23 protein-coding genes are annotated in these 25,818 nt (G+C 72.9%); 15 read left to right on the top strand and 8 right to left on the bottom strand.

Annotated elements, in window-relative coordinates:
- Positions 1-15 precede the first annotated feature (15 nt).
- Positions 16-657 (bottom strand): HAD family hydrolase, encoded by a 642-nt coding sequence (locus tag BKA18_RS01565; RefSeq protein ID WP_366043769.1) that lies wholly within the window; start codon positions 655-657, stop codon positions 16-18.
- Positions 658-824: 167 nt separating this feature from the next.
- Positions 825-1,013, bottom strand: coding sequence for an SHOCT domain-containing protein (locus BKA18_RS01560; protein ID WP_006606988.1), 189 nt, complete (start codon positions 1,011-1,013; stop codon positions 825-827).
- Positions 1,014-1,423: 410 nt separating this feature from the next.
- On the opposite strand from BKA18_RS01560, the gene BKA18_RS01555 reads away from it, so the two are divergent.
- The gene (locus tag BKA18_RS01555; protein WP_235447527.1) at positions 1,424-1,810 is read left to right on the top strand and encodes a DUF7144 family membrane protein; all 387 of its coding nucleotides are present in this window, start codon (positions 1,424-1,426) and stop codon (positions 1,808-1,810) included.
- Between the two features lie 233 nt (positions 1,811-2,043).
- Here the strand turns inward: BKA18_RS01555 and gntA are convergent, their stop codons facing one another.
- Both gntA and BKA18_RS01545 read right to left on the bottom strand, forming a co-directional pair.
- Positions 2,044-2,721 (bottom strand): guanitoxin biosynthesis heme-dependent pre-guanitoxin N-hydroxylase GntA, encoded by a 678-nt coding sequence (gene gntA, locus BKA18_RS01550; protein WP_366043767.1) that lies wholly within the window; start codon positions 2,719-2,721, stop codon positions 2,044-2,046.
- 357 nt (positions 2,722-3,078) lie between these two features.
- Entirely contained in the window at positions 3,079-3,732 is a 654-nt protein-coding gene (locus BKA18_RS01545) for a hypothetical protein (RefSeq protein WP_366043766.1), read from the bottom strand.
- A gap of 661 nt (positions 3,733-4,393) precedes the next feature.
- Between BKA18_RS01545 and BKA18_RS01540 the strand changes: the two genes are divergently transcribed.
- Genes BKA18_RS01540 through BKA18_RS01530 form a run of 3 tightly spaced genes read left to right on the top strand, consistent with a single transcriptional unit; the run spans position 4,394 to position 7,213 of the window.
- Positions 4,394-4,603: a ferredoxin gene (locus BKA18_RS01540; RefSeq protein WP_366043893.1), complete on the top strand. Its 210-nt coding sequence runs from the start codon at positions 4,394-4,396 to the stop codon at positions 4,601-4,603.
- Positions 4,593-5,957 carry an NAD(P)/FAD-dependent oxidoreductase gene (locus BKA18_RS01535; RefSeq protein ID WP_366043765.1) on the top strand — a complete coding sequence of 455 codons (1,365 nt, stop codon included), beginning with the start codon at positions 4,593-4,595 and terminating at the stop codon, positions 5,955-5,957. Before BKA18_RS01540 ends, BKA18_RS01535 begins: the two co-directional genes overlap by 11 nt.
- A 38-nt stretch (positions 5,958-5,995) precedes the next feature.
- Positions 5,996-7,213: a cytochrome P450 gene (locus tag BKA18_RS01530; RefSeq protein WP_366043764.1), complete on the top strand. Its 1,218-nt coding sequence runs from the start codon at positions 5,996-5,998 to the stop codon at positions 7,211-7,213.
- Positions 7,214-7,463: 250 nt separating this feature from the next.
- On the opposite strand, the gene BKA18_RS01525 is transcribed toward BKA18_RS01530, so the two are convergent.
- On the bottom strand, positions 7,464-8,948 hold the full coding sequence (locus BKA18_RS01525; RefSeq protein ID WP_366043763.1) for an alpha/beta hydrolase: 1,485 nt from the start codon (positions 8,946-8,948) through the stop codon (positions 7,464-7,466).
- A gap of 183 nt (positions 8,949-9,131) precedes the next feature.
- Here BKA18_RS01525 and BKA18_RS01520 point away from each other — a divergent pair, with 183 nt between their 5' ends.
- From BKA18_RS01520 to BKA18_RS01475, 10 genes are read left to right on the top strand one after another with little or no spacing between them, the layout of a single operon-like run.
- Positions 9,132-10,388, top strand: a complete 1,257-nt coding sequence (locus BKA18_RS01520; protein WP_366043762.1) for an ATP-grasp domain-containing protein — start codon at positions 9,132-9,134, stop codon at positions 10,386-10,388.
- On the top strand, positions 10,385-11,251 hold the full coding sequence (locus BKA18_RS01515) for a Rossmann-like domain-containing protein (RefSeq protein ID WP_366043761.1): 867 nt from the start codon (positions 10,385-10,387) through the stop codon (positions 11,249-11,251). Before BKA18_RS01520 ends, BKA18_RS01515 begins: the two co-directional genes overlap by 4 nt.
- Complete coding sequence (locus tag BKA18_RS01510; protein WP_366043760.1) at positions 11,248-12,435, top strand: PLP-dependent cysteine synthase family protein; 1,188 nt, start codon at positions 11,248-11,250, stop codon at positions 12,433-12,435. The genes BKA18_RS01515 and BKA18_RS01510 overlap by 4 nt, the downstream gene beginning before the upstream one ends.
- Positions 12,432-13,520 carry a mandelate racemase/muconate lactonizing enzyme family protein gene (locus BKA18_RS01505; protein WP_366043759.1) on the top strand — a complete coding sequence of 363 codons (1,089 nt, stop codon included), beginning with the start codon at positions 12,432-12,434 and terminating at the stop codon, positions 13,518-13,520. The genes BKA18_RS01510 and BKA18_RS01505 overlap by 4 nt, the downstream gene beginning before the upstream one ends.
- Positions 13,517-14,881 carry an MFS transporter gene (locus BKA18_RS01500; RefSeq protein WP_366043758.1) on the top strand — a complete coding sequence of 455 codons (1,365 nt, stop codon included), beginning with the start codon at positions 13,517-13,519 and terminating at the stop codon, positions 14,879-14,881. Before BKA18_RS01505 ends, BKA18_RS01500 begins: the two co-directional genes overlap by 4 nt.
- Before the next feature lie 2 nt (positions 14,882-14,883).
- The gene (locus tag BKA18_RS01495; RefSeq protein WP_366043757.1) at positions 14,884-15,675 is read left to right on the top strand and encodes a class I SAM-dependent DNA methyltransferase; all 792 of its coding nucleotides are present in this window, start codon (positions 14,884-14,886) and stop codon (positions 15,673-15,675) included.
- A 54-nt stretch (positions 15,676-15,729) separates the two neighbouring features.
- Positions 15,730-17,313 carry an ABC transporter substrate-binding protein gene (locus BKA18_RS01490; RefSeq protein ID WP_366043755.1) on the top strand — a complete coding sequence of 528 codons (1,584 nt, stop codon included), beginning with the start codon at positions 15,730-15,732 and terminating at the stop codon, positions 17,311-17,313.
- Positions 17,310-18,263, top strand: a complete 954-nt coding sequence (locus BKA18_RS01485) for an ABC transporter permease (protein WP_366043754.1) — start codon at positions 17,310-17,312, stop codon at positions 18,261-18,263. The genes BKA18_RS01490 and BKA18_RS01485 overlap by 4 nt, the downstream gene beginning before the upstream one ends.
- Complete coding sequence (locus BKA18_RS01480) at positions 18,260-19,159, top strand: ABC transporter permease (RefSeq protein WP_366043753.1); 900 nt, start codon at positions 18,260-18,262, stop codon at positions 19,157-19,159. The genes BKA18_RS01485 and BKA18_RS01480 overlap by 4 nt, the downstream gene beginning before the upstream one ends.
- On the top strand, positions 19,156-20,802 hold the full coding sequence (locus tag BKA18_RS01475; protein WP_366043752.1) for an ABC transporter ATP-binding protein: 1,647 nt from the start codon (positions 19,156-19,158) through the stop codon (positions 20,800-20,802). The genes BKA18_RS01480 and BKA18_RS01475 overlap by 4 nt, the downstream gene beginning before the upstream one ends.
- On the opposite strand, the gene BKA18_RS01470 is transcribed toward BKA18_RS01475, so the two are convergent.
- The gene (locus tag BKA18_RS01470) at positions 20,796-22,088 is read right to left on the bottom strand and encodes a cytochrome P450 (protein WP_366043751.1); all 1,293 of its coding nucleotides are present in this window, start codon (positions 22,086-22,088) and stop codon (positions 20,796-20,798) included. The genes BKA18_RS01475 and BKA18_RS01470 overlap by 7 nt on opposite strands.
- Positions 22,085-22,933, bottom strand: a complete 849-nt coding sequence (locus tag BKA18_RS01465) for an alpha/beta fold hydrolase (RefSeq protein ID WP_366043750.1) — start codon at positions 22,931-22,933, stop codon at positions 22,085-22,087. The genes BKA18_RS01470 and BKA18_RS01465 overlap by 4 nt, the downstream gene beginning before the upstream one ends.
- Positions 22,934-23,255: 322 nt before the next feature.
- On the opposite strand from BKA18_RS01465, the gene BKA18_RS01460 reads away from it, so the two are divergent.
- The gene (locus BKA18_RS01460; protein ID WP_366043749.1) at positions 23,256-24,509 is read left to right on the top strand and encodes an MFS transporter; all 1,254 of its coding nucleotides are present in this window, start codon (positions 23,256-23,258) and stop codon (positions 24,507-24,509) included.
- 70 nt (positions 24,510-24,579) lie between these two features.
- Here BKA18_RS01460 and BKA18_RS01455 read toward each other — a convergent pair whose 3' ends face one another.
- A complete protein-coding gene (locus BKA18_RS01455; RefSeq protein WP_366043748.1) occupies positions 24,580-25,812 on the bottom strand; it encodes an RNA polymerase sigma factor in 1,233 nt (410 codons plus the stop codon).
- Positions 25,813-25,818 lie beyond the last annotated feature (6 nt).

The following is a 25,818-nucleotide window of genomic DNA, read 5'->3' as shown; positions in this document are numbered from 1 at the left end:
ACGGGGCCGCGGGGCTCAATGCTCCCTGGCAGAGCCCGCGTTCGGGTAGGGCAGATGAGCCAGTGCGGCGATCAACCGCACCGGCAGGTACGCCGGCCAGTGGGGTCGGGCCGCCTGGTAGGCGAGGTACCCGACGGACCTGCCGACCTGGATCTCGTCCGGCGTCTCCGCCTGGTACACCACCCGGCAGCGGCCCGCGGCTTTTTTGGCGCGTTCCCACAGCGCGGGCGCGGGCTTTCGCTCCGCCTCGGTCCGCGGGGTGAAGATCCGGTCCCCGAAGTCGGACCAGGCGAACGGGCGGGTGTCGGCCCAGTCCTTGTCGATCACTTCCTTCAGCTTCGCCGCACGCGCCGCGTCCGTGGCGCCCCACGAGGGCGGCACGTTGGTGATCAGGCCGACCGGAATGCGGCGGGCACGCAGCGCACGCAGATGCTCGGCGGCTCCCGGCATGTACCGCACGCTCTCGTCCTCGGCCGTGTGCACCAGCGTCTCGCCGAGGTCGAAGTACACCATGACGCATCCTCGTGCGCGTCCTGCGTCCTCGGAGGTGCGCGGTATGCGCGTGGCTGCACTCGCGGTCGGCACGCTTAACGCCGCCAGGCCGCCCAGGGCGAGCAGCAGGAGCCAGCTGGTTCTGCGACCGGATGTCTTCTTCATGGGGGATGGCCTTCCCGTAGGGGGACATCCGATCGTATATGCGCCATGTGCACGTCACTCGGCAGACTGGCATGGTCCAGCCAGAGTTTCCGGCCGGTGTGACAGCTGGGCAGGTTCGGGGTAGGGCGAGCGCTAAGGCTACGGGTCCACGGGGGCTCCGCAGGGCGTCAGGATTCCAGGAGCTTCCGCTTCTCCGCCTCGAATTCGGCGTCGGTGAGCGCTCCTTGAGCCTTCAGCTCGGTCAGCTTCTTCAGCTGGGCGATCTTGAGGCTCATGTCGTCGGGGGGATCCGTGTCAGGCGGTCCGGCATCGGTCCCGCCGCCTTGCCTCTCCTGCTCGTAGTCCTGATCACTCACGGGGACACCTCGCTCACTCTCCGGCTCGCGCCCTGCCCTGGGGTACGGCTTTGGGCGCATCGGGCCAGATCCGCGGCCCACGGTCTCCATTGCACCGCCCCGCGCAGCCGCCCGCATTTTGGTGGAGGGGCGGACCTGGGGAAAGGGCCTCTGGGCCCGGAGAACCGGGACACTCGGCGAGAGTGACGGGTCCCCCGAACGGCCGGATGGCCGTATGCCGATTTCCCGGAGCCGGCCGGGGCGGGACAGCGCGGCCTTCTCTATTGCGCGGCCTTCTCTGCTCCGGTGCGGTCAAATGGTCGGACCCGGCGGTGGGATGCGCCGGGAACATACCCGTGGAACCTTGGAGGGGTTCAGCGCACCCCGGCAGGTGGCCGGTCAGTAGCTACTCTTCCGCAACGAGGCGAGCCATGACCAAAAGTAAATCCGTCACCGGGTGGACGAGGTTTGCCGCGGTGCTGCTGGTATTCGGTGGCGCCATGACGATTCTCGCGGGCATTTCCGCCATCGCCAACGACCGGATTTTCTTCACCACCCGGCACTATCTCTTCAGCTTCGACGTCATCGGCTGGGGATGGGCCCATCTGATCCTGGGCATCGTCATCCTGCTGGCCGGCCTCTCGCTCTTCAAGGGCGCGACCTGGGCACGTATCGTCGCGGTGATCCTGGCGGGCCTCGGCGCGGTCGCGAATTTCCTCTGGATCCCGCACTACCCGTTCTGGGCCCTCACGCTTCTGGCCATCGACATCGTCATCATCTGGGCGCTGTGTGTGGGCGACCGGCGCGCCCACACCTGACGCCGCTGACGCCGGGCTCGGGGGCGCGTCGCGGCGACCGTCACAAGGCCCTCGACCCTGCCTGACGGGCCTCTGACCAGGTGTTTCTCCGACCGTCAGCTCGCCCGCTGCGGTATCGTGCGGGCGCAGAGCGCCTGACTGCCCGGTCGCCGGCGGCCTACCCGGCGCGGCGGGAGCCTCCGCCGGCCGGGCCCCGCCTCGGCCCGGCCGCTCGTCGGAGAGAGCCGTCGCGCTCAGGCCCGGGCGGAGAACGGGCAGGCCCAGTCGGCCGGCTTGGGACGGCCCGAGTAGCGGCGGGCCTCGGAGAGCTTCTCGTACTCCAGGAGGTTGGGGTTGATGTCGCCCTGCAGAAGGATGTCCTGCTTGCGTATCTTCTCCTGCAGCCGGTCCCACAGGCCGGCGGCCTTTATCCGGTTGAACTGGTCGTGCGAGTTGAAGGCCAGCATCGGGAAGGGCGGGCGGCGGCCGATGCGGCGGTGGGTTTCGTGCAGCCCGATCACGAAGAACGGGTGCCCGGCGACGCTGTACGCGAACGCACCCGACGACGGGTCGGGGTCGTACCCCTCGGCCCAGGCGTGCGAGCGGCTGTCATGGTCGTGCACCGCCTGCAGGTGCTGCCACAGCAGCTGCTCGAACTCGGTCTCCTCCAGTTGCAGCGGACCCGAGAAGGTGGCCACGAAGCTGGTGAAGGGCTTCGCGTCCCAGTCCACCGCCTCCACATACGTCTGCAGATCGGCCGCCATCTGCTCGGCCGCCGCATCATCCCCGAACCAGGTGTAATGGCGGTGCGTGATGCCCCCCTGTCGCCAGGCCGAACGGCCCGCGAGACAGGCAAAGGAATCGCCGAGCAGGAACTGCTCGACTTCGGTGGCGGCGGTGGCGGCCGAGGTGGCGATGGCGTCAACCGTCATGTTCGTGACCTTCGGTGAGGGGGGCATTACCCGAGGTGGGGCCCGGTTGGGAGTAGGACCCTGGCAGTCAAGATCGGTCGAGGCCGGTTCGTCAAGATACTCCCGGAGAGCCCCTTCGAAGTACCCCCGCCGACAGCGTCAGGACCGCGGCTGCGGCGGTCCGATCGCTGCCGGTTTCGCCGCGCTCCGTGCCCGCCCACGCGGCTGCCGGGGCCCGCACGCCCCGGACACCGGTCGGCCGGTCCGAGCCCTGCGCCGGCGGCTCGGACGGGCGGCTGATCCGTCCCGTCCGCCTGCTGCGGCGGCCGGGGGCGGCCGCGGGGCGACTGTGTGGCAGACGGGATCGAGGAAGGCGGGTCAGGCCGAGGCGGGCGCGGCTTCCTCAGTGGACTCCACGGCATCCTTCGCCTTGGTCCCGGTACCGGCCTGGGCGGCGGGGGCGGGGCGGGAGTAGAAGACGCTCCGTCCCTGCTTGCTGCGGTGCGCCAGGCCCTTGGCGACGAGCGAGGTCTCCAGAGTGTTGCGCACGGCGGTCTCCGGCGCGCCGTGGTCCGGGTGCTCCTGCGTCAACAGCTTCGTCATTTCCGCCACTGTGCGCGGCTGCTCGTCGAGCAGCGCGAGCACGCGGTCGGCGCGAGTGGAGTTCTTCTGCCGTGCCTTGACCCGGGCCGTCGTGGCCTTCCGGGTCTTCTTCGTGCCTCCCGCAACCTTGGCCGGGGGCTTCTTCGCGCTCCGCGCCGCCTTTGCGGGGGCCTTCTTCGCCGACTTCTTCGCCGGCTTCGCCTTCGGCGCAGTGGCGTCCGACCGTCGCGCCGCGGGTACCGTCACCGGAGGCGCCGCCTCGGCGTCGGCCTCCGCGGGCTGCGGCGCCACGGGTTCCTCCGATGCCTGAGTTCCGAGGTGCAGCTGGATGTCCTCCAGCTTCGACTTGAGCTTCTGCAGCTCGTCGATTTCGAGTGTGATGCGCTCCAGCTTGGCAGCCACCTGTGCAGCGAACTCCGAGTCTGACATGACAACAGCCTGCTCTCTCTCGCCTGATCGATCTGCGGTTGGCTGGATGTTACTCATCTCTCTCCGCAATTAACCCAAGGTCTCTTGTTCTTGCCCTGGGGGTGCTTGGTCGATGAGAGTAATGTCGTCGCCGAACCTGCCTTTCTGTGCGAGGAGTTGGGCTCTTCTCCAGGCCGCCTGAGCAGGGAAGAAAAGAGTCCGTAATGAGCCATCCGAGAGATGGTCGGTGCCCCGCGGCCGTCGCGCCGCGGAACTGAACTGCACCCGTTTTTCACTCCTTTGAGGCTTTTGATCGAAGGCTCGGCATGGTCTTGTTCGGTGTCGGTGTCGGTGTCGGTGTCGGTGTCGGTGTCGGTGTCGGCGTCGGCGTGGGGCGTTGGCGACGGTGTGGGTGTGGGTGTGGGTGTCGGCGCGGGGAGGGGGTCGCGGGAGCGGACCAGCGTGTGGGGCTTGTGTGTGCTGCGCGGTATGACGTCCGCCTGCGGAGACAGCGCTACTTCCGTTCCTCGAAATGACCGGGCCCACAGCCCTCGTGCCACCTCCGTCGAGCACCCTGTGCAACCCCCCGAATGGCCCAGCATCACCTGCGCCGTACCGGGATCGGCAGTAGACAGAGGCGACGGGTATGACGAGGCACCGGCAGCGGGAGGAGCGGCTCGGGATGCATGTCGTCGTCGATCTCAATCGCTGTCAGGGCTATGCGCAGTGCGCGTTCCTCGCCCCCCGCGTCTTCACGATGCACGGCGAGGAGAGCCTGCTGTACACCCCGGTCGCTCCGGACGACCAGCAGGAACGGGTGCAGCGGGCCGTGGCCGCATGTCCGGTGCAGGCGATCCTCGTGGGCGAGGAGGCGGGCGCCGGTGCTCGGTGAACCAGGCGACGGCCGGATCGTCGTCGTCGGCGCGTCGCTCACCGGTCTGCGGGCGGCCGAGACGCTGCGTGCGGAGGGTTTCACCGGCTCGCTGACCCTGATCGGGGAGGAGGAACATCCCCCGTACGACAGGCCGCCGTTGTCCAAACAGGTCTTGCTCGGGAAGGTACCCGCGGTCCAGACCGGGCTGCCGCAGCGCCGTCGACTCGACGCACATTGGAAGCTCGGTGTGCGTGCCGCCGGGCTCGACCCGGTCGGGAAACGGGTGCTCCTCGCCGATGGTGCCAACGTGCCCTTCGACCGGCTGCTGATCGCCACCGGAACCCGTGCCCGGCCCTGGCCGAACCCGGACGAGGCCGCCATGGACGGGGTGTTCACCCTGCGGACCAGGGAGGATGCCGCCGGACTCGCCGAGCGTCTGGACGCCGGGCCGCGCCGGGTGCTGGTCGTCGGTGCCGGGTTCACGGGCTCGGAGATCGCGTCCGCCTGCCGGGAGCGCGGACTTGAGGTGACGGTTGCGGAGCGGGGGCCCGCACCGCTGGTCGGCGCGCTCGGCGGGACGTTGGGCGAGCTGGCGGCGAAGCTCCAGCGTGCGCACGGGGTCGACCTGCGCTGCGGGGTGACGGTCACCGCCCTGGAGGGCAACGGACGGCTCACCGGCGCTCAGTTCTCCGACGGGACGAGGATCGACGCCGACATCGCCGTGATCGCACTCGGCGCGGTCCGCAACACCGAGTGGCTCGCCGAATCGGGGCTCGCCGCCGGCCCTCGGGGCGTGACCTGCGATGCGGGGTGCCGCGCCTTCGACATGTACGGAATCGTCACCGACGACATCTTCGCCGCCGGTGATGTGGCCCGGTTCCCGCACCCGCTCTTCGAGTATCAGCTGCTGTCCCTGGAGCACTGGGGCAACGCCGTGGCGCAAGCGGAGGTGGCGGCCCACAACATGGTCAACCCCGGGCCGCGCAGGCGTCCGCACCTGACGGTACCGGCGTTCTGGTCCAGCCAGTTCGGCCTCAACATCAAGTCTGTCGGGGTGCCTACCTTCTCCGACCAGGTGGTCATCGCCCAGGGGTCGCTCAAGGACGCCCGGCTGGTCGCCGTCTACGGCTACCGGGGGCGGGTCACCGCGGCCGTGAGCGTGAACCAGGCGCGGTCGCTGGAGTATTACCAGCACCTGATCGAGACGGCGGCGCCGTTCCCGCCCGCGCCGGGTGCCGCCGACCAGAGGGAGACCCCGGTGCCCATCCCCTCCGACGTACCGGACCCCAAGGTGCTCTCGCACGGTCCGACCGTCGCCCTGACCGGCCACCTGCCGGACCGGCGCCTGACCGTGGTGCAGCCGGCCCGCTGAGACCACCGCCACTCCCTAGCGATGAGGAGCCCCCGCCCATGGCTGCGGACACTCTGTTCCAGCGGATCACCGACTACGCACATCGTGCCGACCCCTATCCGCTCTACGCCGAACTCCGCGAGAACGGGGTGGCGCGACAGGACGACGGCAGCTATCTGGTCGGGACGTACCACGAGATCGCAGCCCTGCTCCACGACCCTCGGATCAGTTCGGACCGGCGGCACCGCACCGCACCGGACGAGACCGCGGGCGCGGAGGAGCAGCTGCCGCCGTCCTTCATCGGACTCGACGACCCCGAGCACCATCGGCTGCGCAGCCTGGCGATGCGCTCCTTCGGCCCGCCCCACACACCGGACCGGGTCGACGGCATGCACGGGGAGATCACCCGCATCGTGCAGGACCTCATCGCAGGTTTCCAGGGCAAGGAACGGATCGATGTCGTCGACGATTTCGCCTATCCGCTTCCCGTCACCGTGATCTGCCGGCTGCTGGGCGTACCGACCGAGGACGAGCCGCGGTTCCGTCTGTGGTCGGACGCGATCGTCGCCGGCTTCGACCCCACCCCCGGGGAGGACCCCGTGGAGCGGCAGCGCGCCGGCACGGAGGCCCGGAAGGCGATGGCGCTGTATCTGGGCGAGCTCGCGGAGCGGCGCCGCGGCCACCCCTCCGACGACATGCTCTCCGCCTTCGTCAACGACGCGGGCCCGGGCGGGCAGCTCACCCCGCTGGAGACCATGACCACCGCCGTCCTGCTGCTCATCGCCGGCCACGAGACGACCGTCAACCTCATCACCAATGGCATGCTCACCCTGCTGCGCCACCCCGAGGCGCTGGAGCGTCTGCGCAGCGAACCCGCGTTGATGCCCAGGGCGGTGGAGGAGCTGCTGCGCTTCGAGCCCCCGGTCCAGATGCTGCCGCAGCGCACTCCGCTGGCCGACATCGAGGTCGCGGGCGTCACGGTTCCGCGGGGTTCCCCCCTCATCCTCATGCTCGCCTCCGGCAATCGTGACCCCCGGCGGTTCTCCGACCCCGACCGCTTCGACCCTGCGCGCGAGGACAACCAGCACCTCGGCTTCGGCAGCGGGGTGCACAGCTGCTTCGGCGCGCCGCTGGCCCGTCTGGAGACGCAGATCGCGCTGCACGAACTCCTCCGGCACCTCGACACTCCCCGCCTGGTCGAGGACCCGCCTGAGTACCGGCGCAGCCCGGTACTCCGCGGCCCGCGGCATCTGTTCATCGAGCGCGGCGGGGTGTGAGAGGGCGGTAACCGGAGTTCTGCGGGCTCCGGTACGGGGCCGGTGTTCCTCGGCGTGGTTCTTCGCAGGCGGCCCGCGGGGCCGTCCCCGTTCCCCACTCGCCGCGCAGTCCGGTGGATTCGACCGGAGCCTCGGGGCCTACCGCTGACTCGTGCCGGGAGGGCCAGCATCGACGACCTGGAGGCGGCGGCGCCCGGCCGGTGAGGCGCGGATGTGGGGCGGCACCCCTGGCGCGAGCCGGCGCCGGGGGTCAGGGCGTGGGCAGCCCCGGCCCCGCGCAGTGCACATCCGTGCGCGGCACGCTGCCGTCGACCAGATAGGCTGCGGCCGCACCGTCCACACAGCTGTTGCCCCGGCTGGCGAACACCCCGTGGGAGTAGTCGTCGTGCAGGGTGACGAGGCGTGAACCCGGGAGCCGCCGCTGGAGTGCCCGGGCCCCTTCGACGGGGGTGACGGGGTCGTGCGCGGAGGCGATCAGCAGGACGGGTGGGGCCTGGGGGCTGCCGAGCGGTGTGGGGTGTGCGGACCGGTGGTGCCAGTACGCGCACACCGAGGCCTCCATCCCGGTGAGCACCGGCTGCGGGTCGAGCCGCCGCATCCGCCGGATGTCGGCCAGGACGCGGGACGGCGCGGGCGCCGGTCCGTCAGCGCACTTGACGGTGCGGTTGGCGGCTTCATACGTCCGTGACGCGGCGCTGTCGAAGGGCTCTGCCGGGCGCAGCGGCCCGACGGTGCCGTCGCGCAGGTAGCTGCGCAGGCCGTCGGCGAGGCCCGCCCAGCGCTCGGTGCGGCCCAGTGCCCGGTACACGGTGCGGTCGAACTCCGCCGCGCCGAAGCCGTTCACGGGGTGCCGCGCAAGCCCGTCACGCACCCGCTGGTACGCGCCGCGCACCGCCGCCCCGTCGGTGCCCAGCCCGAAACGCTGCGCGGAGCGGGCGGCCCATGCGAAGAAGACTGCCCGCTGGCGCACCAGCGCCCGGCTCTGGCGGAGATCGAAGTCGTACCACTCCCAGGGTCCGACGACGCTGTCCAGCACCATCCGGCCGACCCGGTGCGGATACCGGGCGGCGTACGCGGCCCCGAGGTAGCTGCCGTACGAGACGCCCAGGAAGCCGATGCGGCGCTCGTCGAGCGCGGCCCGTATGGCGTCCATGTCGCGGGCGGTCTCCGTGGTCGACAGATGCGGCAGGGCGTACTTGACGCCCCGGGCGCAGTCGTCCGCGGTCCCCCGCAGCCCGTCGAGATACGCCTTCTCGGCCGGCCGTCCCACCGGCACCGGATCCGGCCCCGGGCTGCTGAACAGACCACCCATCGCCCCGCAGTCCGCGGGTGCGCTGTGGCCGGTACCGCGTGGATCGAAGCCGATCACGTCGTACGAACGGCGCACCCGCTCGGGCAGTTTGGCGCGCTTGGTCACGGCGTAGGCCAGGCCCGGGCCGCCGGGCCCGCCCGGGTTGACCAGCAGGACGCCGCGCCGTTCGGACGCCGGTCCGGAGGCGCGGACGCGGGATATGGCGAGGCGGAGCTGCTTGCCGTCCGGGTGACTGCGGTCCAACGGGACGTGCAGAGAGGCGCATTCGACGCGGTCGGGGGCGGGCGGGGCCGGTACGGAGTCCGGGCAGGCACCGAAGTGGAGGGCGGGGGCCGGGGGAGCGGCGTGCACCGGGGCGGCCGGGAGGGCGGCGATGGTGAGCGCAAGGGCGCACAGCAGGACCGTGCGGTGTGGGGCGGACATTACGGATCTCGCAATCGGAGGGAGGAGGGAGAAGAGCGGAGGGCGGCTGTGGGAGTTGGTGTTGAAAATGATTATCGTTTACAGTGTGGCTCGGTCAAGCCCGACGGTCCTCACCGGGGCTCCGCCGCCCCCTGGGGGCGTGCCACCACCACGCCTCAACACCGCCCGCGACGAAGGGAAACCGTGGCTCATCTGCTGATGGTCGAAAGCTGGGTCGGCGCAATGAGCAGGCTGCTCCCGCGCGCGATCCGGGAAGCCGGACACGAGTTCACCTTCCTCACCCGCGATCTGCACCACTACCTGCGCACCGCGCCCGAGGGCGCCGCCCACCCGCTGCTGGGCGCCCGCCATGTGCTGACCGCCGACACCAACGACCCCGAAACTCTGTTGCCGTACATCGAGGGGCTGCACCCCACGCTCGGCTTCGACGGGGTGCTCACGTCCTGCGACTACTACCTCCCGACGGCCGCGCGGATCGCCGGCCGCCTCCACCTGCCCGGCCCGGCGCCCGCAGCGGTCGAGAACGCCTGCCGCAAGGACGCGACCCGGCGGCTGCTCGCCGCGGCAGGACTGCCCGGCCCCCGCTTCGCGGTCTGCGCGGACCGGTCCGCGGCCACCGTCGCGGCGGCGGAGATCGGCTATCCGCTGGTGCTCAAGCCCGTCGACCTGTGCGCGGGCATGTTCGTCCGGCGCATCGACGACGAAGCGGAGCTGGTCGCCGCCTGCCGCGCGCTCGACGACTTCCCCGTCAATGCGCGCGGTCAGCGCCGGGCACCCGTGCTCCTCCTCGAAGAGCTGCTGCACGGCCCCGAAGTCAGCGTCGAGACCGTGACGTTCGACGGCACCACCCAGGTGGTCGGGGTGACCGACAAGAGCGTCGGCGGGGCACCGGCCTTCGTCGAGACCGGCCATATGTTCCCCGCCGAGATCCCGGCGGACGACGCGGCGGCGGCCGGGGAGACCGCCCGCCGGGCGATCGCGGCGCTCGGGCTCGACGGCGTCGTGGCCCACACCGAGATCAAGCTGACGCCCGACGGGCCGCGCCTGGTCGAGGTCAACCCGCGGCCGGCCGGCAACCGCATCACCGAACTCGTCCGCCATGTCACCGGCATCGACCTCGCCGCCGCCGCGGTCGACGTGGCGCTGGGCCAGCGGCCCGATCTGCGGACCCGGGACACCGGGCTGCGCAGCGCCGCGATCGGCTTCCTCGTGCCGCGGACCGCGGGTGTGCTGGCGGGGATCGACGGCGGCGACCTCGTGCGCCAAGAGCAGGACGTGCTCGAAGTCCACCTCGCCGAGCCCGGCCAGGCCGTCAAGGAGACCGGCAGCAACAACGCGTACCTGGGACACGTCATGGCCGGCGATGCCGACGGCCCGGCCGCCCGCCGCCGGGTCGAGGCGCTGCTGTCCGGGCTGCGCCCGCGGGTGGTGAACCGATGAACAGGGCACTCACCCGCACCCCCGCCGTCACCACCCCGGCGCCGGCCGCCTCCTACGACGACCTGGTGACCCGGGTCCTCGACGGCGAGTTCGGGCCCGACCCGCGTACCCGGCACATCGCCGTGGCCTTCAGCACCCGGCAGGCCGTACGCCACGAGGGCCGCAGCGGTGGCTACCGCAACGAAGTGCTGAGCCTGCGGCTGGACGCGGCGGTCGGCTCCTGCGCCGTGGAGCCCGGCGCGCTGCCGGACGCCGCGGTCGAGGACTGTGTGGGCGCCGACATCGCCCGTCTCCTGCAACACCCGTTGCGCCCGGTGCGGGTGGCCGCGCTGGACGCGTATCTGATGGAGGTGCTGCCGCACACCCCGGCGCACGGGGCGCGGCCCTGGTCGCTGCCGGCCGGATCGTCGCTGCGGAAGTCGCGGGCCAGGGCACGGGCCGTCACCGGGCTGCTCGACACCCCGCCCGGCACGCGGGTGCTGGTCGTCGGAGTGGTCAACTCGCTGCTGGAGGCGCTGCGTACCCGCGGCCTGTCGTACGTGCCCTGCGACCTCAAGGGCGGCACGACCGAGTGGGGCGAGACCGTACGCACCGATGCGCCGGCCGAGCTGGAGCGCTGCGACGCGGTGCTCGCCTCCGGGATGACCCTGGGCAACGGCAGCTTCGAGCCGCTGCGGGAACACGCACGGCGGCACGGCAAGCCCCTGGTGATGTTTGCGCAGACCGGGAGCGCGGTGCTGCCGCGCTTCCTCGGATCCGGGGTCAGCGCGGTATGTGCCGAGCCCTACCCGTTCTTCTGGCTCGACGGCGGGCCGGGCAGCATCCACCGGTACCGCACCCAGGCACCCGGAGCCGTCCGGTGACCACTGCCCTCCTTCGCCCCACCGGCAACCGGGAGCTCCTCGGCCTGCTCGGCCGCACCCCGCTCGCCCGGGTCACCACCGACCTGCCCTGCCCGCACCCCGGCTTCTGGGCCAAGCTCGAAGGGCTCGGCGCGGGCGGCATGAAGGCGCGCGCCGCGGTGTCCATGCTGCTCGGCGCCAGGGAACGCGGCGAACTGCCGCCCGGCGCCCCCGTCGTGGAGTCCACCTCCGGCACCCTCGGCATCGGACTGGCCTTCGCGGGCCAGGCGCTGGGCCATCCGGTCGTGCTGGTCGGCGACACCGAGCTGGAGCCGTCGATGCGCCGCCTGCTGCGGACCTACGGCGTCCGCCTCGAACTGGTCGACCGGCCGGCGGCCGAGGGCGGCTGGCAGGCGGCGCGGCTGGCCCGGCTGCGCCGGCTGCTCGCCGAGCTGCCCGGCGCGTACTGGCCCGACCAGTACAACAACCCCGACAACGTGGCCGGTTACGCCTCCCTCGCCGCCGAGCTGGCCGCCGCCCTGGACCACCTCGACATCCTGGTGTGCAGCGTCGGCACCGGCGGCCACAGCGCGGGCGTCATCGGCCCGCTGCGCCGGCACTGGCCGCATCTGCGGCTGATCGGCGTGGACGCCACCGGCTCGACCATCTTCGGCCAGCCCGCCAGGGCCCGGCTGATGCGGGGCCTGGGCAGCAGCATCCACCCGCGCAATGTCGCCTACGACGCCTTCGACGAGGTGCACTGGGTCGGCCCCGCCGAATCCGCGGACGCCTGCCGCAGGCTGGCCACCGGCAACTTCGTCAGCGGCGGCTGGAGCACCGGCGCGGCCGCCCTCGTCGCCGCATGGGCCGCGCGCGTCCACCCCGGAGCCATGGTCGCCACGGTCTTCCCCGACGGGCCGCAGCGCTACCTCCACAGCGTCTACGACGACGACTTCGCCGCCGCCCATGGCCTGGACCTGACCCGCGCCGCCACCCGCCCCGTCGAGATCCCGCACCCGCGGGCCGCGGAGGCGACGGGGTGGACCCGGTGCCGGACCGTCGCCGACCCGCTCGCACCGGGGGACCCGCTCGCCCCGGGAGACGACGGCCCACCCGACCACACCGGCCGGCGCCCGCTCCGCGCGCCCACCGCCGCCGCGCCGCCCCGCCCCGACCGCCGAACCCCCCGGGAAGAGACACCGTGAAGGTCCGCCACCGCACCGTACGACTCCAACTGGCCGAGCCACTACGGATCTCCCGCTCCACGATGGCCGCCCGCGACGCCGTCTGGCTCGCCGTCGAACACCAGGGACAGCGCGGCTACGGAGAGGCCGTCACCAGTACGTACTACGGCCTGGACGCCGGCACCATCGGCCGGTGGCTGCGGGACACCGCGGCGGACCTCGCCCGCTGCGCCGGCCCCGAGACCGCACTCGACGCCCTGCGGGACGGCGAACTGCCCGCGCCCGGTACGCCGCCGGCGGTGACCGCGGCGGTGGAGTCCGCGCTGCTCGACCTCGTCGGCAAGCGCGCCGGCCGCCCCGTCCACCAGCTGCTCGGCACCTCCGAGGCGCCGTGCGCCACCACCGCCCGCACCCTCGGCATCACCTCGCCCCGCGCGGCCGCCGAGCAGGCGGCCCGGCTGGCCCGGCAGGGCTTCTCCGTCCTCAAGATCAAGGCCGGTGTCCCGGACCCCGACGACGACCTCGACCGCGTCCTGGCGGTCCGCAACGCCGCCCCGCACGCCCGGCTGCTGCTCGACCCCAACGGCGCCTGGACCCCGGCCCTGGCCGAGGTCCTGCTGCCCCGTTATGCCGCACTCGGGGTCGAGGCCGTCGAGCAGCCGCTCGCCCCCGGCGACCCCGAGGCGCTGGCCCGGCTCGCCGAACGGTCACCGCTGCCGGTCATCGCCGACGAGGACGCGGTCGGCGAGGAGGACGCCCGGCGGCTGGCCGGCCGGGTGCAGGGCATCAACGTCAAGCTCGCCAAGTGCGGCGGGGTCGCCGCGGCGCTGCGCATCGCCGACCTGCTCGCCGGCAGCGGCACCGCGCTGATGCTCGGCTGCCTGACCGCCAGCACGCTCGGCCTCGCACCGGCCGTCCACCTCGCCGACCGTGCCCGCTGGACCGACCTCGACGGCCATCTGCTGCTCGCCCACGACCCCTGGACCGGCATCGGCGGCGCGGACGGCACCGTACGCGCCGGCCGGCGCCCGGGCCTCGGCGTCCGCCCGGTCCGCCACCACCGGCCGACGGGCGCCCCGGCCCACGGACAGGAGACACCCCAGTGAAGACCTGGCACGAGCTGCGCCGCTTCCCGCTCGCCATCCGCCTGCTGCTGGTCAACCAGTTCGGCGTCAACACCGGCTTCTATCTGCTCATTCCCTACCTCGCGGTGCACCTGGGGGAGGACCTGGGGATGTCCGCCGCGGTCGTCGGCATCGTGCTCGGCGTGCGCAACCTGAGCCAGCAGGGGCTGTTCCTCATCGGCGGTTCGGCGTCCGACCGGCTGGGCGCCCGCGGCGTCATCATCGCCGGCTGCGCGCTGCGGACCGTCGGCTTCGGGCTGTTCGCGCTCGGCGACGGCCTGGCCGTCCTGCTCGCCGCGTCCGTCCTCAGCGGGCTGGCCGGCGCGCTGTTCAACCCCGCCGTGCGCGCCTTCCTCGCGCAGCAGGCGGGCAGCCGGCAGGCCGAGGCGTTCGCCCTCTTCAACGTCTTCGCCACCACGGGTGCTCTGGTCGGGCCGCTGCTCGGCAGCGCCCTGCTGCTCGTCGACTTCCGCGTCGCCGCAGTCACCGCCGCCGCGCTCTTCGCCCTGCTCACCATTGCCCAGGCCCTGGTGCTGCCTGCCGGCGAGGTCAGCCCGGCGGCCGGCGGTGTCCTCTCCGACTGGCGCGAGGTGCTCGGCAACCGCGTCTTCCTGGCCTTCGCGCTGGCCATGGTCGGCATGTTCACCCTGCAGAACCAGCTGTACCTGCTGCTGCCCGACGGCGCGCGGCGGGCCACCGGCTGGGACGGCGCGGCCGGCCTGGTCTTCCTCGTCGGCACCCTCGCCAACCTCGCGCTCCAGATGCGCCTCACCCGGGCGCTCAAGGAGCGCGGGGAGCGGGCGCGGTGGATCGGCGCCGGGCTCGTCCTGATGGGCCTGGCCTTCGTCCCGCCGATGGCCGTCGCGGGCCTGGACGCCCCGCCCGGCGGCCCCGGTGACGCCGTGCTGCGGTCCCTTCCGGTACTGGCCGGCGCGCTGCTGCTCTATCTGGGCGTCATGATCGCCCAGCCGTTCGTGATGGAGCTGATCCCCGCCTTCGGCCGCGCCGAACTCACCGGCACCTACTTCGGATTGTTCTACGTCGTCTCCGGCGTCGCCGCGGCGGTGGGCAACACCGTCGTCGGCTGGGCCATGGACACCGGGTCGCGGATGCGGACGCCCTGGCTGCCGTGGGCGTGCTGTCTGGCCTTCGGACTGCTCTCGGCGGCCGGAGTCGCCTGGCTGCACCGGCTGCGGGGGCTGCCGGGGCGGACGACGGGGGAGGCGGAGCCGCCCGCGCCGGACGGGGCAGTGGCGGTGGCCGCGCCGGCCGAAGTGCCCGCAGCCACCGCGCCGGACGAGGCGACGACGGCCGAGCCGGCTCGGGCGACGGAAAGAGCGTGACCATGACCAGCGCCAATCTGCTGACCGACAACCCGGAGCTGTACGAGGCACGCTTCCCCGACGCCGAGCGGCTGGCCGGCCGCTGGGCCGAGGACTGTCTGCGACGGCACCGTGCGGGCCGACACGTCCTGGACCTCGGCTGCGGCACCGGCCGCGACGCCGCGCAGCTGCACCGGGCCGGCCGCCGCGTGGTCGGCGCCGACCTCTCCGCCGCGATGCTGGCGTACGCCCGTACCCACCACCCGGGGCCGGAGTACGTACGGGCCGACCTGCGCGGGTTCGACCTCCCGGCCGGTCCCTTCGACGCCGTCGTCTGCCTGGACAGCGCCCTGCTCTACTGCCACACCCACGCCGAACTCGACGGCTTCCTCGCCTCCTGCCGACGCGGACTGGCGCCCGGCGGACTGCTCGTCGCCGAAATGCGCAACGGCGCCTTCTTCCTCGGCCGGACGGAGCTGCTCGACGCCCCGGCCGTGCACCACTTCACCTGGCAGGGCACCTCCTACACCTCCACCACCACGCTGTCCGTCGACCGCACGGCCCAGCTTCTGCGCCGCACCCGCGTCTGGACCGCCGACGACGGCTCCCCGCCGCACGAGCAGCGCTCCGCATGGCGGTTGCTCTTCCCGCAGGAACTCCACCAGGTGCTCGCCGCGCACGGTTTCCAGGTCCTCGAACTGCACGACGGGCCGGGGCCGCGGACGGTGCCCGCCTGGCAGGAGGGCACCGTGCCGGGCACGTCCGCCGACGGGGACCGGCTCCACCTCGTCGCCCGGCTGACCGGCAGCACCTGACGCCCCGCCTCCGCTCCGACCTTCCCTCCGCCCGCCCACACCAAGGAAACCGCCATGTACGACGGTCCCGTTCCCGACTCCCGCTTCCCCGGCCTGCGCCGCCGCGGCTTCCTCGCCGCCGGTGGCGCCGCCGGACTCGGCGCCCTCGCCCTCACCGGATGCACCGGCCCCGCCGCCTCCGATGACGCCGCGGGCGGCGGCCGGCCCCGGCGCGGCGGCAGGCTGCGCGCCGCGTTCGCCGGCGGCGGCGCCAACGAGACCCTCGACCCGCACCAGGCAAGCCTCTTCGCCGATGTCGCCCGCGCGAAGGCGCTGTTCGACAAACTCGCCGACTTCGGCGCCGACCTCTCCGCCCGGCCCCGGCTCGCCGTGTCCTGGGAGCCGAACGCCGGTCTCGACCGCTGGACGGTGAAACTGCGCAAGGCGTCCTTCCACAACGGCAAGCCGGTCACCGCCCGGGACGTCCTCTACAGCTACCGGCGCATCGCCGACCCCGACAAGGCCTTCCGCGCCAAGGCCTCGCTGGAGCCCCTCGACCTCACCGCCAGCCGGGCCGTCGACGCGCGCACCGCCGAATTCGTCCTGAAGCGGCCCACCGCCGAATTCCCCAACCTGCTCGCCGCGTTCGGCGCCTACATCGTCCCCGACGGCACCAAGGACTTCACCGCACCGGTCGGCAGCGGCCCCTTCCGCTTCGTGTCCTTCGCACCCGGACGGTCCGCCGTCTTCCGGCGCCACGACGACTACTGGGACGGCCCGCCCCACCTGGAGCACCTGGAATTCCTGGTCGCCAACGAGGAGTCCGCGCGGCTCAACGCGCTCCTGGGCGGCCAGGTCGAATACGCCCATGAGCTCACTCCCACGACCGCCCGCGCACACGAGGGCAAAGGGCAGATCGAGATCATCCGGCTGCGCAACAGCGCGATGCAGGCGTTCGCGATGAAGACCGACCGGCCGCCGTTCGACGACCGGCGGGTGCGCGAGGCGTTCTTCCTCCTCGCCGACCGCAAGGAACTCGTCCAGGGCGCGCTCTCCGGAGCCGGCGAGATCGGCAACGACCTGTTCGGGAAGGGATACGAGTACTACGCGGACGGCCTGCCGCAACGCGCACCCGACCTCGACCGGGCCCGCCATCTGCTGAAGCAGGCGGGCGCCGACGGGCTCCGGGTCACCCTGGACACCTCGCCCGTCGCCGCCGGCTTCACCGAGTCCGCCGCCATCTTCCGCGACCAGGCCGCCAAGGCCGGAGTGCGGGTGAAGGTGGCGATGGGCAGCAAGGACAGCTACTGGCAGGACACCCTCGACTCCGGGACCCTGTGCTGCTACCGCTCCGGCGCGATGCCCCTCGAATCGCACTTCTCCCAGCGGCTGCTGACCGCCTCCACCACCAATGCCACCCACTGGCGGCACAAGGACTTCGACGCGCTCTACCAGCAGGCCCAGTCCACCCGGAACACCAAGGACCGGGCCGCCGTGTACGCCCGCATGCAGCGCCGGCTGTACGCCGAGGGCGGCTTCCTGGTCTGGGGCTTCGCCGACTGGATCCTGGGCACCGCCCGTACCGTCCGCGGGGTGGACCGCCGGGCCCCCGCCAACACGCTCGACTGGGCCCGCTTCGACAAGGTGTGGCTCGCGTGACCGGTCTGCGCTCCTGGCTGATCCGCCGGCTGCTGCTCGGTGCCGGGCAGACCGCCGCCGTCGTGCTGCTCGTCTTCGCCCTCACCGAGGCGCTGCCCGGCGACGCCGCGGTGGCGCTCGCCGGCGACCAGCCCGACCCCGCACGGATCGCCGCCATCCGTGCGGCCATGCACCTGGACCGGCCCGCCGTCGAACGCCTCGGCGCGTGGGCGGCCGGGCTGCTGCACGGCGACCTCGGCAGCTCACTGGTCTCCGGCCGGCCGGTCAGCTCCTACCTCGCCGACGGCTTCGGCCCGACCCTGTTGCTCGCCGCGCTCACCCTGCTGCTGCTCGTCCCCCTCGCCGGCGGCCTCGGTGTCCTGGCCGCCCGGTACGAGGGACGGTTCGTGGACCGCCTCATCAGCGCCGTGACCCTCGGCGTGTACGCGGTACCGGAGTTCGCCTTCGGGGTGCTGCTGGTCACCGTCGTCGCGCTGCACCTGGGGTGGCTGCCGCCGACCGCCGTCGGCTACGGCGGCGAGCTGCTCGCCCACCCCGCGGTGCTGGTGCTGCCCGTGCTGGTGCTGCTGTCCCGGCCGGTGTGCTCCCTGGCGCGGCTGGTCCGGGCCGGCATGATCGACGCCTTGGCCGCGCCCTACATCGCGCACGCCCGCCGCTACGGCATCCCCGGGGCCCGCATCCGCTACGCCCATGCCCTGCCCAATGCCCTGGCACCCGCCGCCCAGCAGCTCGCCCGCACGGTCGACTGGCTGCTGTGCGGAGTCATCGTCGTGGAGGCCCTCTTCGTGATCCCCGGACTCGGCACGGTCCTGATGAACGCCGTGGCGGAACGCGATGTCCCCGTCCTCCAGGGCCTGGCCGTCGTCTTCGCCGGCACCGCCGTCGTCCTCAACCTCGCCGCGGACACGGTCGTGTTCCGCTGTACGCCCCGAGCCGGGGTGGCGGCGTGAGGCGCCCGTGGACCGGCCGCGCCGGCCGCTGGGCCGGTGCCCTCCTCATCCTCGCCGTACCCCTGCTGCTCGCCCTGCTCGGCCCGCTGTTCGCGGGGGAGCCCGGACCGCGCGCCGCCTCCTTCACCGCCGGCGGCGGGCACTGGGCCGGCACCGACTTCGTCGGCCGGGACGTCTGGCGGCAGGTGCTGCTCGGTGGACGCCCGGTGGTCGTGGCCGCGCTCGCCGCGACGATGCTGGCCTACGCGGTGGCCCTGCCGCTGGGCCTGTTCAGCGCGCTGACCCATCGCCGGTGGCTGGACGAGCTGTTGATGCGGCCTTTGGACGTCCTGCTCGCGGTGCCGTCGCTGCTGCTCATCCTGCTGGTGGCGGCGGTCATGAGGCCCGGCGCCGCGGGCATCGCGCTGCTGGTGGCCCTGGTCAACATCCCGGACGCCGCCCGGGCCGTCCGGGCCGCCGCCGCCGAGGCGGCCTCGCGTCCCGTGGTCGAGGCGCTGCGCATGCAGGGCGAGTCCTGGGTGCGCACGGCCCTGGGCTATGTGGGCCGTTCGGCGCTGCGCACCCTGGCGGCCGACGCCGGGGTGCGGCTGACCGGCGTGCTGTACCTGGTGGCCACGGCCGCCTTCCTCGGCGTCGGCGCCGCACCGGACGCCGCCGACTGGGCGGTGATGGTCGACCGCAACCGCACCGGCATGTTCGTCCAGCCCTGGGCCGTCGCGCTGCCCGCCGTGCTGATCGTGGCGCTGACCATGGGCACCAACCTGCTCTTCGACGCCGCCCTCACCGGCCGCGGCCGCAGCGCCGGACCGGCACGGGAACCACAGCCCGGCCACACCCCTGCCGACGGCGACGGCACGGACCCCGGCCCGAGCCGAATGGAGAAGCCCAACCCGTGACCGTGAACACCGTGCACGAGGCCGCCCGGATCCAGGACCTGCGGGTCGAAGTCGACGGCCGCGCCCTCGTCGACGGCGTGAGCCTGCGGCTGGCACCCGGCCGGATCACCGCACTGATCGGTGCCTCCGGCAGCGGCAAGTCCACCACCGGACGCGCCCTGCTCCACGAGTACCCGCCCGGCGCCAGGGTGACCGGCGAGGTGCGGGTCCCCGACGCCCTCGTCGGCTATGTCCCACAGGACCCCGCCACCGTCCTCAACCCCGCCCGGCCGGTCGCCGCCCTCCTCCAGGACATCGCCCGCACCCAGGTACGTCATCTGCCGCGCTGCGCCCGCCGCCCCGCCATCCGGGAGCGGGTGCTGCGCGCGCTCGCCCGGGCCCGGATACCCGACGGCGAAACCCTGCTGCACCGCTACCCCCACCAGCTCTCCGGCGGCCAGCAGCAGCGGATGGTCCTCGCCCAGGCCCTGCTGACCGGCGCCAGGACCCTCGTCGCGGACGAACCGACCACCGGCCAGGACGCCCTGACGAAGCAGGAGATCGCCCGCCAACTGGCCGCCGTGGCCGGGCAGGGCATCGCGGTCCTGCTGCTGAGCCACGACCTGGACGTCGTACGGTCCCTGGCCGACGAGGTCCATGTCCTGCGCGCCGGCCGCATCGTGGAATCCGGCCGGCCGGAACAGCTCTGGCGCTCCCCGCAGCACTCCTGGACCCGCGCCCTCCTCACCCGGGCCGCCCCCACCGGGCCACCCGAATGCGGGCTCGCCGCCCACGGCGAGACCATCACGGAGCGCGCCGACGACGAGCGGCGCGACGCGTCCGTGGCCGAGACCGCCGGGGCCGCCGTCCTCCCCGTCCCGGACACCGTCCTCCAGGTGCGCGGCCTCACCGCCCGCCACGGCACGTCCCCCGTCCTGCACGTCCCCGAACTCCGGCTCCCACCGGGCTGCACGGCCGTCGTGGGCCGCTCGGGCAGCGGCAAGACCACCCTCGCCCGCTGCCTGGCCGGACTCCACCGGACCCACGACGGACGGGTCCTGCTCGACGGTGCCGTCCTGCCCCGCAGCCTCCGCGACCGGACCCGTGCGCAACTGGCCGCGGTCCAGTACGTCTTCCAGGACGCCCGGGCCGCCTTCGACGCCCACCGCCCGGTCCTCGACCAGGTGGCCCGCAGCGCCATCCGACTGCGCCGGCGCCCCCGTCCGGACGCCACGGCCGAGGCCGAGCGGACCCTGCGCTCCCTCGGCCTCGCCGGTGACCTCGTACGCCGCACACCGGCGGAGCTCTCCGGCGGCGAACTGCAACGCGCCGCGCTCGCCCGCGCCCTGCTGGCCCGCCCCCGGGTCCTGATCTGCGACGAAATCACCTCCGGCCTGGACACCGTCACCCGGCGGAGCCTGCTCACCCTCCTGGAAGGCCTGCTGCGGGCCGATCCGGACCTGTCCCTGGTCCTCATCACCCACGACCGCGACACCGCGGCCCTCGCCACCGCCCTCGCCGTGCTCGACGCGGGCCGGATCGTCGAACAGGGCCCGGCGAGCCGGCTGCGTACCGCTCCCCAACACGCCCTCACCGCCGCCCTGTTGCAGACGGCCGCCGACCGCAGCAGCGGCGAGGCTGATGTCGAGTGGGCTCATCAGTAAGAAGACGCCCCGTCCACCAGCCGCAACGGCAGGGACTTCAGCCCATGGATGAAGTTCGACACCAGCCGCCGTGGTGGTGCGGCAACCTCCAGAGCGGGCAGCAGGCGGCAGGTCTCCTCGTACAGCACCCGCAACTGCAGCCGGGCGAGGTGCGCGCCCAGGCAGACGTGCGGGCCGTCGCCGAACGAGACATGCGGATTGGGGGAGCGGGTCAGATCCAGTCGGTGCGGGGCGGCGAAGACCCGCTCGTCGTAGTTCGCCGCAGCGTGAAAGACGACCACCTTGTCCCCGGCGCGCACCGAACGGCCGGCCAACTCGGTGTCGTACGCCGCGGTCCGGCGGAAGCTGAGCACCGGCGGATGCCAGCGCAGTAGCTCCTCCACCGCTGCCGACATGCCCACGGCTCCGGTGCGCAGCCCGCGGTACGCCTCCGGGTGCCGGGCCAGGGCCAGCAGCCCGCCGGGAGCCGCGCTGCGGACGGTGTCGTTGCCCGCGATGGTCAGCAGGAAGAAGAACATCTCCAGCTCGGGAACGGCCAGTTCCGCATCCGAGGCGAGCGTGGTCATGACGTCATCGCCCGGATGCCGCCGCTTGTGCGCGGCCAGCTCGCGCGCGAAGGCGAACATGTCCTGGAGCATCGCGGGCGAGCGGGGATCGGCCGGCCGCCCGTCCGGGCCCGCTTGGGCCGGGGCCGCCTCGTCCGGGTCCTGGTAGCCGATGACGCGTCGGGTCCAGTCCAGCAGCAGCCCGCGCTCACCGGGCGGTACGCCCAGCAGATCGGCGAGGTTGAGCAGCGCGAAGTCGTCGGTGACGGCATCGACGAGGTCGCACACCCCGTTCTCCCCGCGTGCCGTATCGACCGCCGAAGTCAGCAGATCTCGCGCCCGTTGGCGCACCACCGCTTCGAAACCGTCGATCCGGCCGCGGGTGAACGCACGGCTGACCGCGCGCCGCAGCCGGCCGTGGTCCGGGGGGTCCTGGTTGAGCATCATGCGGCGGATGAACGGCAGATCGGCCGGGTCGGGGTCCCGGATCTGGGTGGCGCCCAGCCAGGAGGAGAAGGTGCGGGCGTCCTTCAGGACCCGTACGACGTCCGCATGGCGGGTGACCGCCCAGAAGCCGGGACCGGCGGGCCAGCCGAGCACCTCGTGCTCCTCCTGCCAGGCCACCGGATGCCAGTCGCGCAGGAACTGGTACGCCGTATGCGGCAGACCGTCCACATAACCGCGCGGGTCGAATACGTCCGGCAGCTGCGGCTCCCCGGCACCGGCGGCGGGCCCCGTCATCCCGCGTCCGGCCCGTCGCCACCGCCGGTGCCGTCCCCACCGCCGTTGCCGCCCCCATCGCCGTCTCCGTTGGCGTCGCCGTCGGCACGCAGGAAGTCCTCCACGACCCGGATCAGCTCCAGCGGTGTTTCGTCCATCGCATAGTGCCCCGCCGACACCAGCTCGATCAGCTCGCTGTTGGCGTACCAGCGCATCCAGGTCCGGCGCGTCAGTTCGGCGGTCAGCGCCGGATCCAGGGTCCCGGTCACCGCCAGCGCCGGCACCGCCGAGCCGTCGACCTCGGCCGCGAACCCCTCCCCGGACCAGGAATCCAACCAGGCCCGGACCGCCGTGGGATCGCTGCACGCCACCGAATGCCGCACCATCCGGTCCAGCCAGGCATCCGGGCGGCACCCGCCGGACGTGAAGTCGATGATGGCCCGGCGGTTCTCCGGGGTATGGGCGGCGGACGAGAACAGCTCCCACTGCTCCGGCGGCAGGGGCAGCCCGGAGGCCGGGACCGGTGAGATGCCGACCAGCCGTCGCACCCGCCGCGGTGCCGCGGCCAGCACCCGTTGGGCGACGCCGGCGCCCATCGAGTGGCCGACCACCGAGAACCGGTGCCAGCCCAGCCGGTCGGCGAGCGCCAGCACATCGCCCGCCCCCTCGCCGGTGGTGTACGCGCCGGCCGCGCCCCGTGCTTCGCCGTAGCCCCGCAGATCGACCACTGCGTACTGGAACGCGTCCCGGTCGAGATCCGGCAGGACCGGGTCGAAGGCCGACCTGTCGCTGAACCACCCGTGCACGGCGATGACCTTGTGCGATCCGGTGCCGTGCAGGGCATGAGGCAGAACGAAAGAAGCCACGCTCACTCCAGATTTGGTGCTACGCGCCGACGGCCGAGGGCCACGTCCGTCCACAGTGACCATCACCTCCCCGCCCTGCAAGAGCGCCACGGCCCGGCCCCTGCCGTGAGCCTGACGCCATCTCAGCCGCCGGGACGATCCCCGTGTGCTCTTGACCAGCCCAGGCACTCAGCGTGACAGTGCGCTGATGACCAGTGACGCAACATCAGCACAGACGCCGGCAGAGAGATCGGCGAAGCCACCGGCAGAGATGTCGACGGAGAACTTATCGGGGCCGGAGCCGGACCCGACGAGCGCGGGCGGTGCGGCGGGTGGGGAGAGCATGCGGCGGGTGGCCGTGGCCTCCTTCATCGGGACGGCGATCGAGTTCTACGACTTCTACTGCTACGGCACGGCCGCCGCGCTCGTCCTCAACCAGGCGTTCTTCCCGACGCTCCACCCGGTCAACGCCACCCTCGCGTCGTTCTCGACCTACGCCGTGGCCTTCGCCGCACGGCCACTCGGCTCGGTGCTCTTCGGCCACTTCGGCGACCGGGTGGGCCGTAAATCCGTCCTGGTGGTCTCCCTCCTGCTGATGGGGCTGTCGACCGCCTGCGTCGGACTGCTCCCGGGCTATGACACCTGGGGGATCTGGGCACCGGTGGTGCTGACGCTGCTGCGCTTCCTCCAGGGCATCGGACTGGGCGGCGAATGGGGCGGGGCCGCGCTGCTCGCGGTCGAGCATGCGCCGCGCTCCCGGCGCGGGCTGTACGCCGCCTTCCCGCAACTCGGCCCGTCCGTGGGGTTCTTCGCGGCCACCGGGGTGTTCTGGCTGCTGTCGTCGGTACTCGACGATCAGGCGTTCCGCTCGTGGGGCTGGCGGGTGCCGTTCCTGTTGTCGTTCCTGCTGGTCGGCGTCGGACTGTTCGTCCGTCTGAAGATCAGTGAGACACCGGTGTTCGCCAAGGTGCGGGAGGCGCAGGGAGCCGCCAGGGTGCCCGCCGTCGAGGTGCTGCGCAGCCACCCGCGCGAACTGCTGCTGGCCGCGGGCGGCATGATCGTCGCCTACGGCCTCTTCTACACCGCCACGACCTACTGCCTCGCCTACGCCACCGGCACCCTCGGCATCGCCCGCAGCACCATGCTGGCCCTCTCCCTCGTCGCCTGCCTCTTCCTGGCAGCCGGGACCTGGCTCGCCGCCACCCGCTCCGACGCCGCCGGCCGCCGCCGGCTGGTCCTCGCCGGCAGCGTCCTCTCGGCCGGCTGGGGGCTGGTCCTCTTCCCTCTGCTGGATACCGCACAGCCGGTGCTGATCGCCCTCGGCATCGGGGGCGCGCTGTTCTGCATGGGCGTGGTGTACGGCCCGATGGGGGCGTACCTGCCGGAGCTGTTCAGCGCGAGGGTGCGCTACTCGGGCGCCTCGCTCGCCTACAACCTGGGCGGTGTCCTGGGCGGCGCGGTCGCTCCGCTGGTCGCCACCCGGCTCCAGTCGGCGTTCGGTTCCGCGTCGGTCGGCTGGTACCTCAGCGCCATGGCGGTCCTCTCGCTGCTGTGCGTCCTGGCGCTGCCGGAGACCCGCGAACGGGAGCTGACCTGAGCGGCTCGCAGCCGGGACGGCCCGCCAAGGCAGGCGCGGATCCGGCCCGCTCCCTCCGGGCCCGCGCAGGTCATTCCTGGTGCGGCGGAGGCAGCGCCTGACGGCGGCGCTGCAGGAAGTGGCGTTCGGCCGCATTCCCGGTGCGGTCGAGCGCCCGCTCGTACGCCTCGGCCGCCTCGGCGGTGCGGCCAAGACGCCGGAGCAGATCGGCGCGGACGGCATGGAAGAGGTGATAGCGGTCGAGGGCGAGGTCGTCGACGAACGCGAGCGCCGCCTGTGGTCCCTCGATCTCCGCCACCGCGACCGCACGGTGGAGGGCGACGACCGGGCTGGGGGCGAGCGCGAGCAACTGGTCGTAGAGCTGAAGGATCTGCGCCCAGTCGGTGGCCGCCGCGGTCGGCGCGTCACTGTGCACGGCGTTGATCGCCGCCTGGATCTGATACGGGCCGGGCTGATTGCGTCGCAGGCACCGCCGGACGAGGGCCTGGCCCTCCTCGATGAGGGCGCGGTCCCAGCGGCTGCGGTCCTGGTCGGCCAGGAGCACGAGGTCGCCCTGCGGTCCGGTGCGGGTGGCCCGCCGCGACTCGGTCAGCAGCATGAGTGCCAGCAGGCCCAGCACCTCGGGCTCGTCGGGCATGAGCTCTGCCAGCAGCCGGCCGAGGCGGATCGCCTCCCGGCAGAGGTCCTCGCGGACCAGGGCCGCACCCGAACCGGCCGCATAGCCCTCGTTGAAGATGAGGTAGACCACGGCCAGGACGGCCCGCAGCCGGTCCGGCAGGTCGGCATCGGTCGGAATCCGAAAGGGAATCCGCGCATCGCGGATCTTGCCCTTGGCCCGGACCAGCCGCTGCGCCATGGTCGGCTCGGCCACCAGGAAGGCACGGGCGATCTCCGCGGTGGTCAGCCCGCCCAGCAGCCGCAGGGTCAGGGCGACCCGGGCGGCGGGAGCGAGCGAAGGATGGCAGCAGGTGAACATCAGGCGGAGCCGGTCGTCGCGCACGGGTCCCTCCTCGGCCGGTTCCCCGGCAGCGTGCAGCAGAGCGGCTTGCGCCTGCCGGTTCGCGCGGGACCGCTCCCGGCGCAGGCGGTCGAGGGCCCGACGGCGGGCCGTGGTGATGATCCATCCCGCCGGGCTCGGGGGCAGCCCGGCGGACGGCCACCGTTCGATGGCCGTGGTGAAGGCGTCCTGGACCGCCTCCTCGGCGACGTCGATGTCACCGAAGACGCGGACCAGGACCGCGACCGCACGGCCGTACTCCTCGCGGAACACCCGCTCCACGTCCGCTGCGGTCGCCTTCGCCATGCCGGA

This window comes from Streptomyces auratus (assembly GCF_050433025.1).
GTDB lineage: Bacteria > Actinomycetota > Actinomycetes > Streptomycetales > Streptomycetaceae > Streptomyces > Streptomyces sioyaensis.
Note: the sequence above shows the minus strand (reverse complement) of the source record. Positions and strands in the feature narration are given on the sequence as shown.

Bases quoted from the DNA above. Each gene is read 5' to 3' on its own strand.
- BKA18_RS01530 (WP_366043764.1), top strand. From the start codon at position 5,996: ATGGCTGCGGACACTCTGTTCCAGCGGATCACCGACTACGCACATCGT.
- BKA18_RS01455 (WP_366043748.1), bottom strand. From the start codon at position 25,812: ATGGCGAAGGCGACCGCAGCGGACGTGGAGCGGGTGTTCCGCGAGGAG.
- BKA18_RS01470 (WP_366043751.1), bottom strand. From the start codon at position 22,088: ATGACGGGGCCCGCCGCCGGTGCCGGGGAGCCGCAGCTGCCGGACGTA.
- BKA18_RS01460 (WP_366043749.1), top strand. From the start codon at position 23,256: ATGCGGCGGGTGGCCGTGGCCTCCTTCATCGGGACGGCGATCGAGTTC.
- BKA18_RS01495 (WP_366043757.1), top strand. From the start codon at position 14,884: ATGACCAGCGCCAATCTGCTGACCGACAACCCGGAGCTGTACGAGGCA.
- BKA18_RS01525 (WP_366043763.1), bottom strand. From the start codon at position 8,948: ATGTCCGCCCCACACCGCACGGTCCTGCTGTGCGCCCTTGCGCTCACC.
- BKA18_RS01555 (WP_235447527.1), top strand. From the start codon at position 1,424: ATGACCAAAAGTAAATCCGTCACCGGGTGGACGAGGTTTGCCGCGGTG.
- BKA18_RS01515 (WP_366043761.1), top strand. From the start codon at position 10,385: ATGAACAGGGCACTCACCCGCACCCCCGCCGTCACCACCCCGGCGCCG.
- BKA18_RS01540 (WP_366043893.1), top strand. From the start codon at position 4,394: ATGCATGTCGTCGTCGATCTCAATCGCTGTCAGGGCTATGCGCAGTGC.
- BKA18_RS01545 (WP_366043766.1), bottom strand. From the start codon at position 3,732: ATGTCAGACTCGGAGTTCGCTGCACAGGTGGCTGCCAAGCTGGAGCGC.
- gntA (WP_366043767.1), bottom strand. From the start codon at position 2,721: ATGACGGTTGACGCCATCGCCACCTCGGCCGCCACCGCCGCCACCGAA.
- BKA18_RS01565 (WP_366043769.1), bottom strand. From the start codon at position 657: ATGAAGAAGACATCCGGTCGCAGAACCAGCTGGCTCCTGCTGCTCGCC.
- BKA18_RS01490 (WP_366043755.1), top strand. From the start codon at position 15,730: ATGTACGACGGTCCCGTTCCCGACTCCCGCTTCCCCGGCCTGCGCCGC.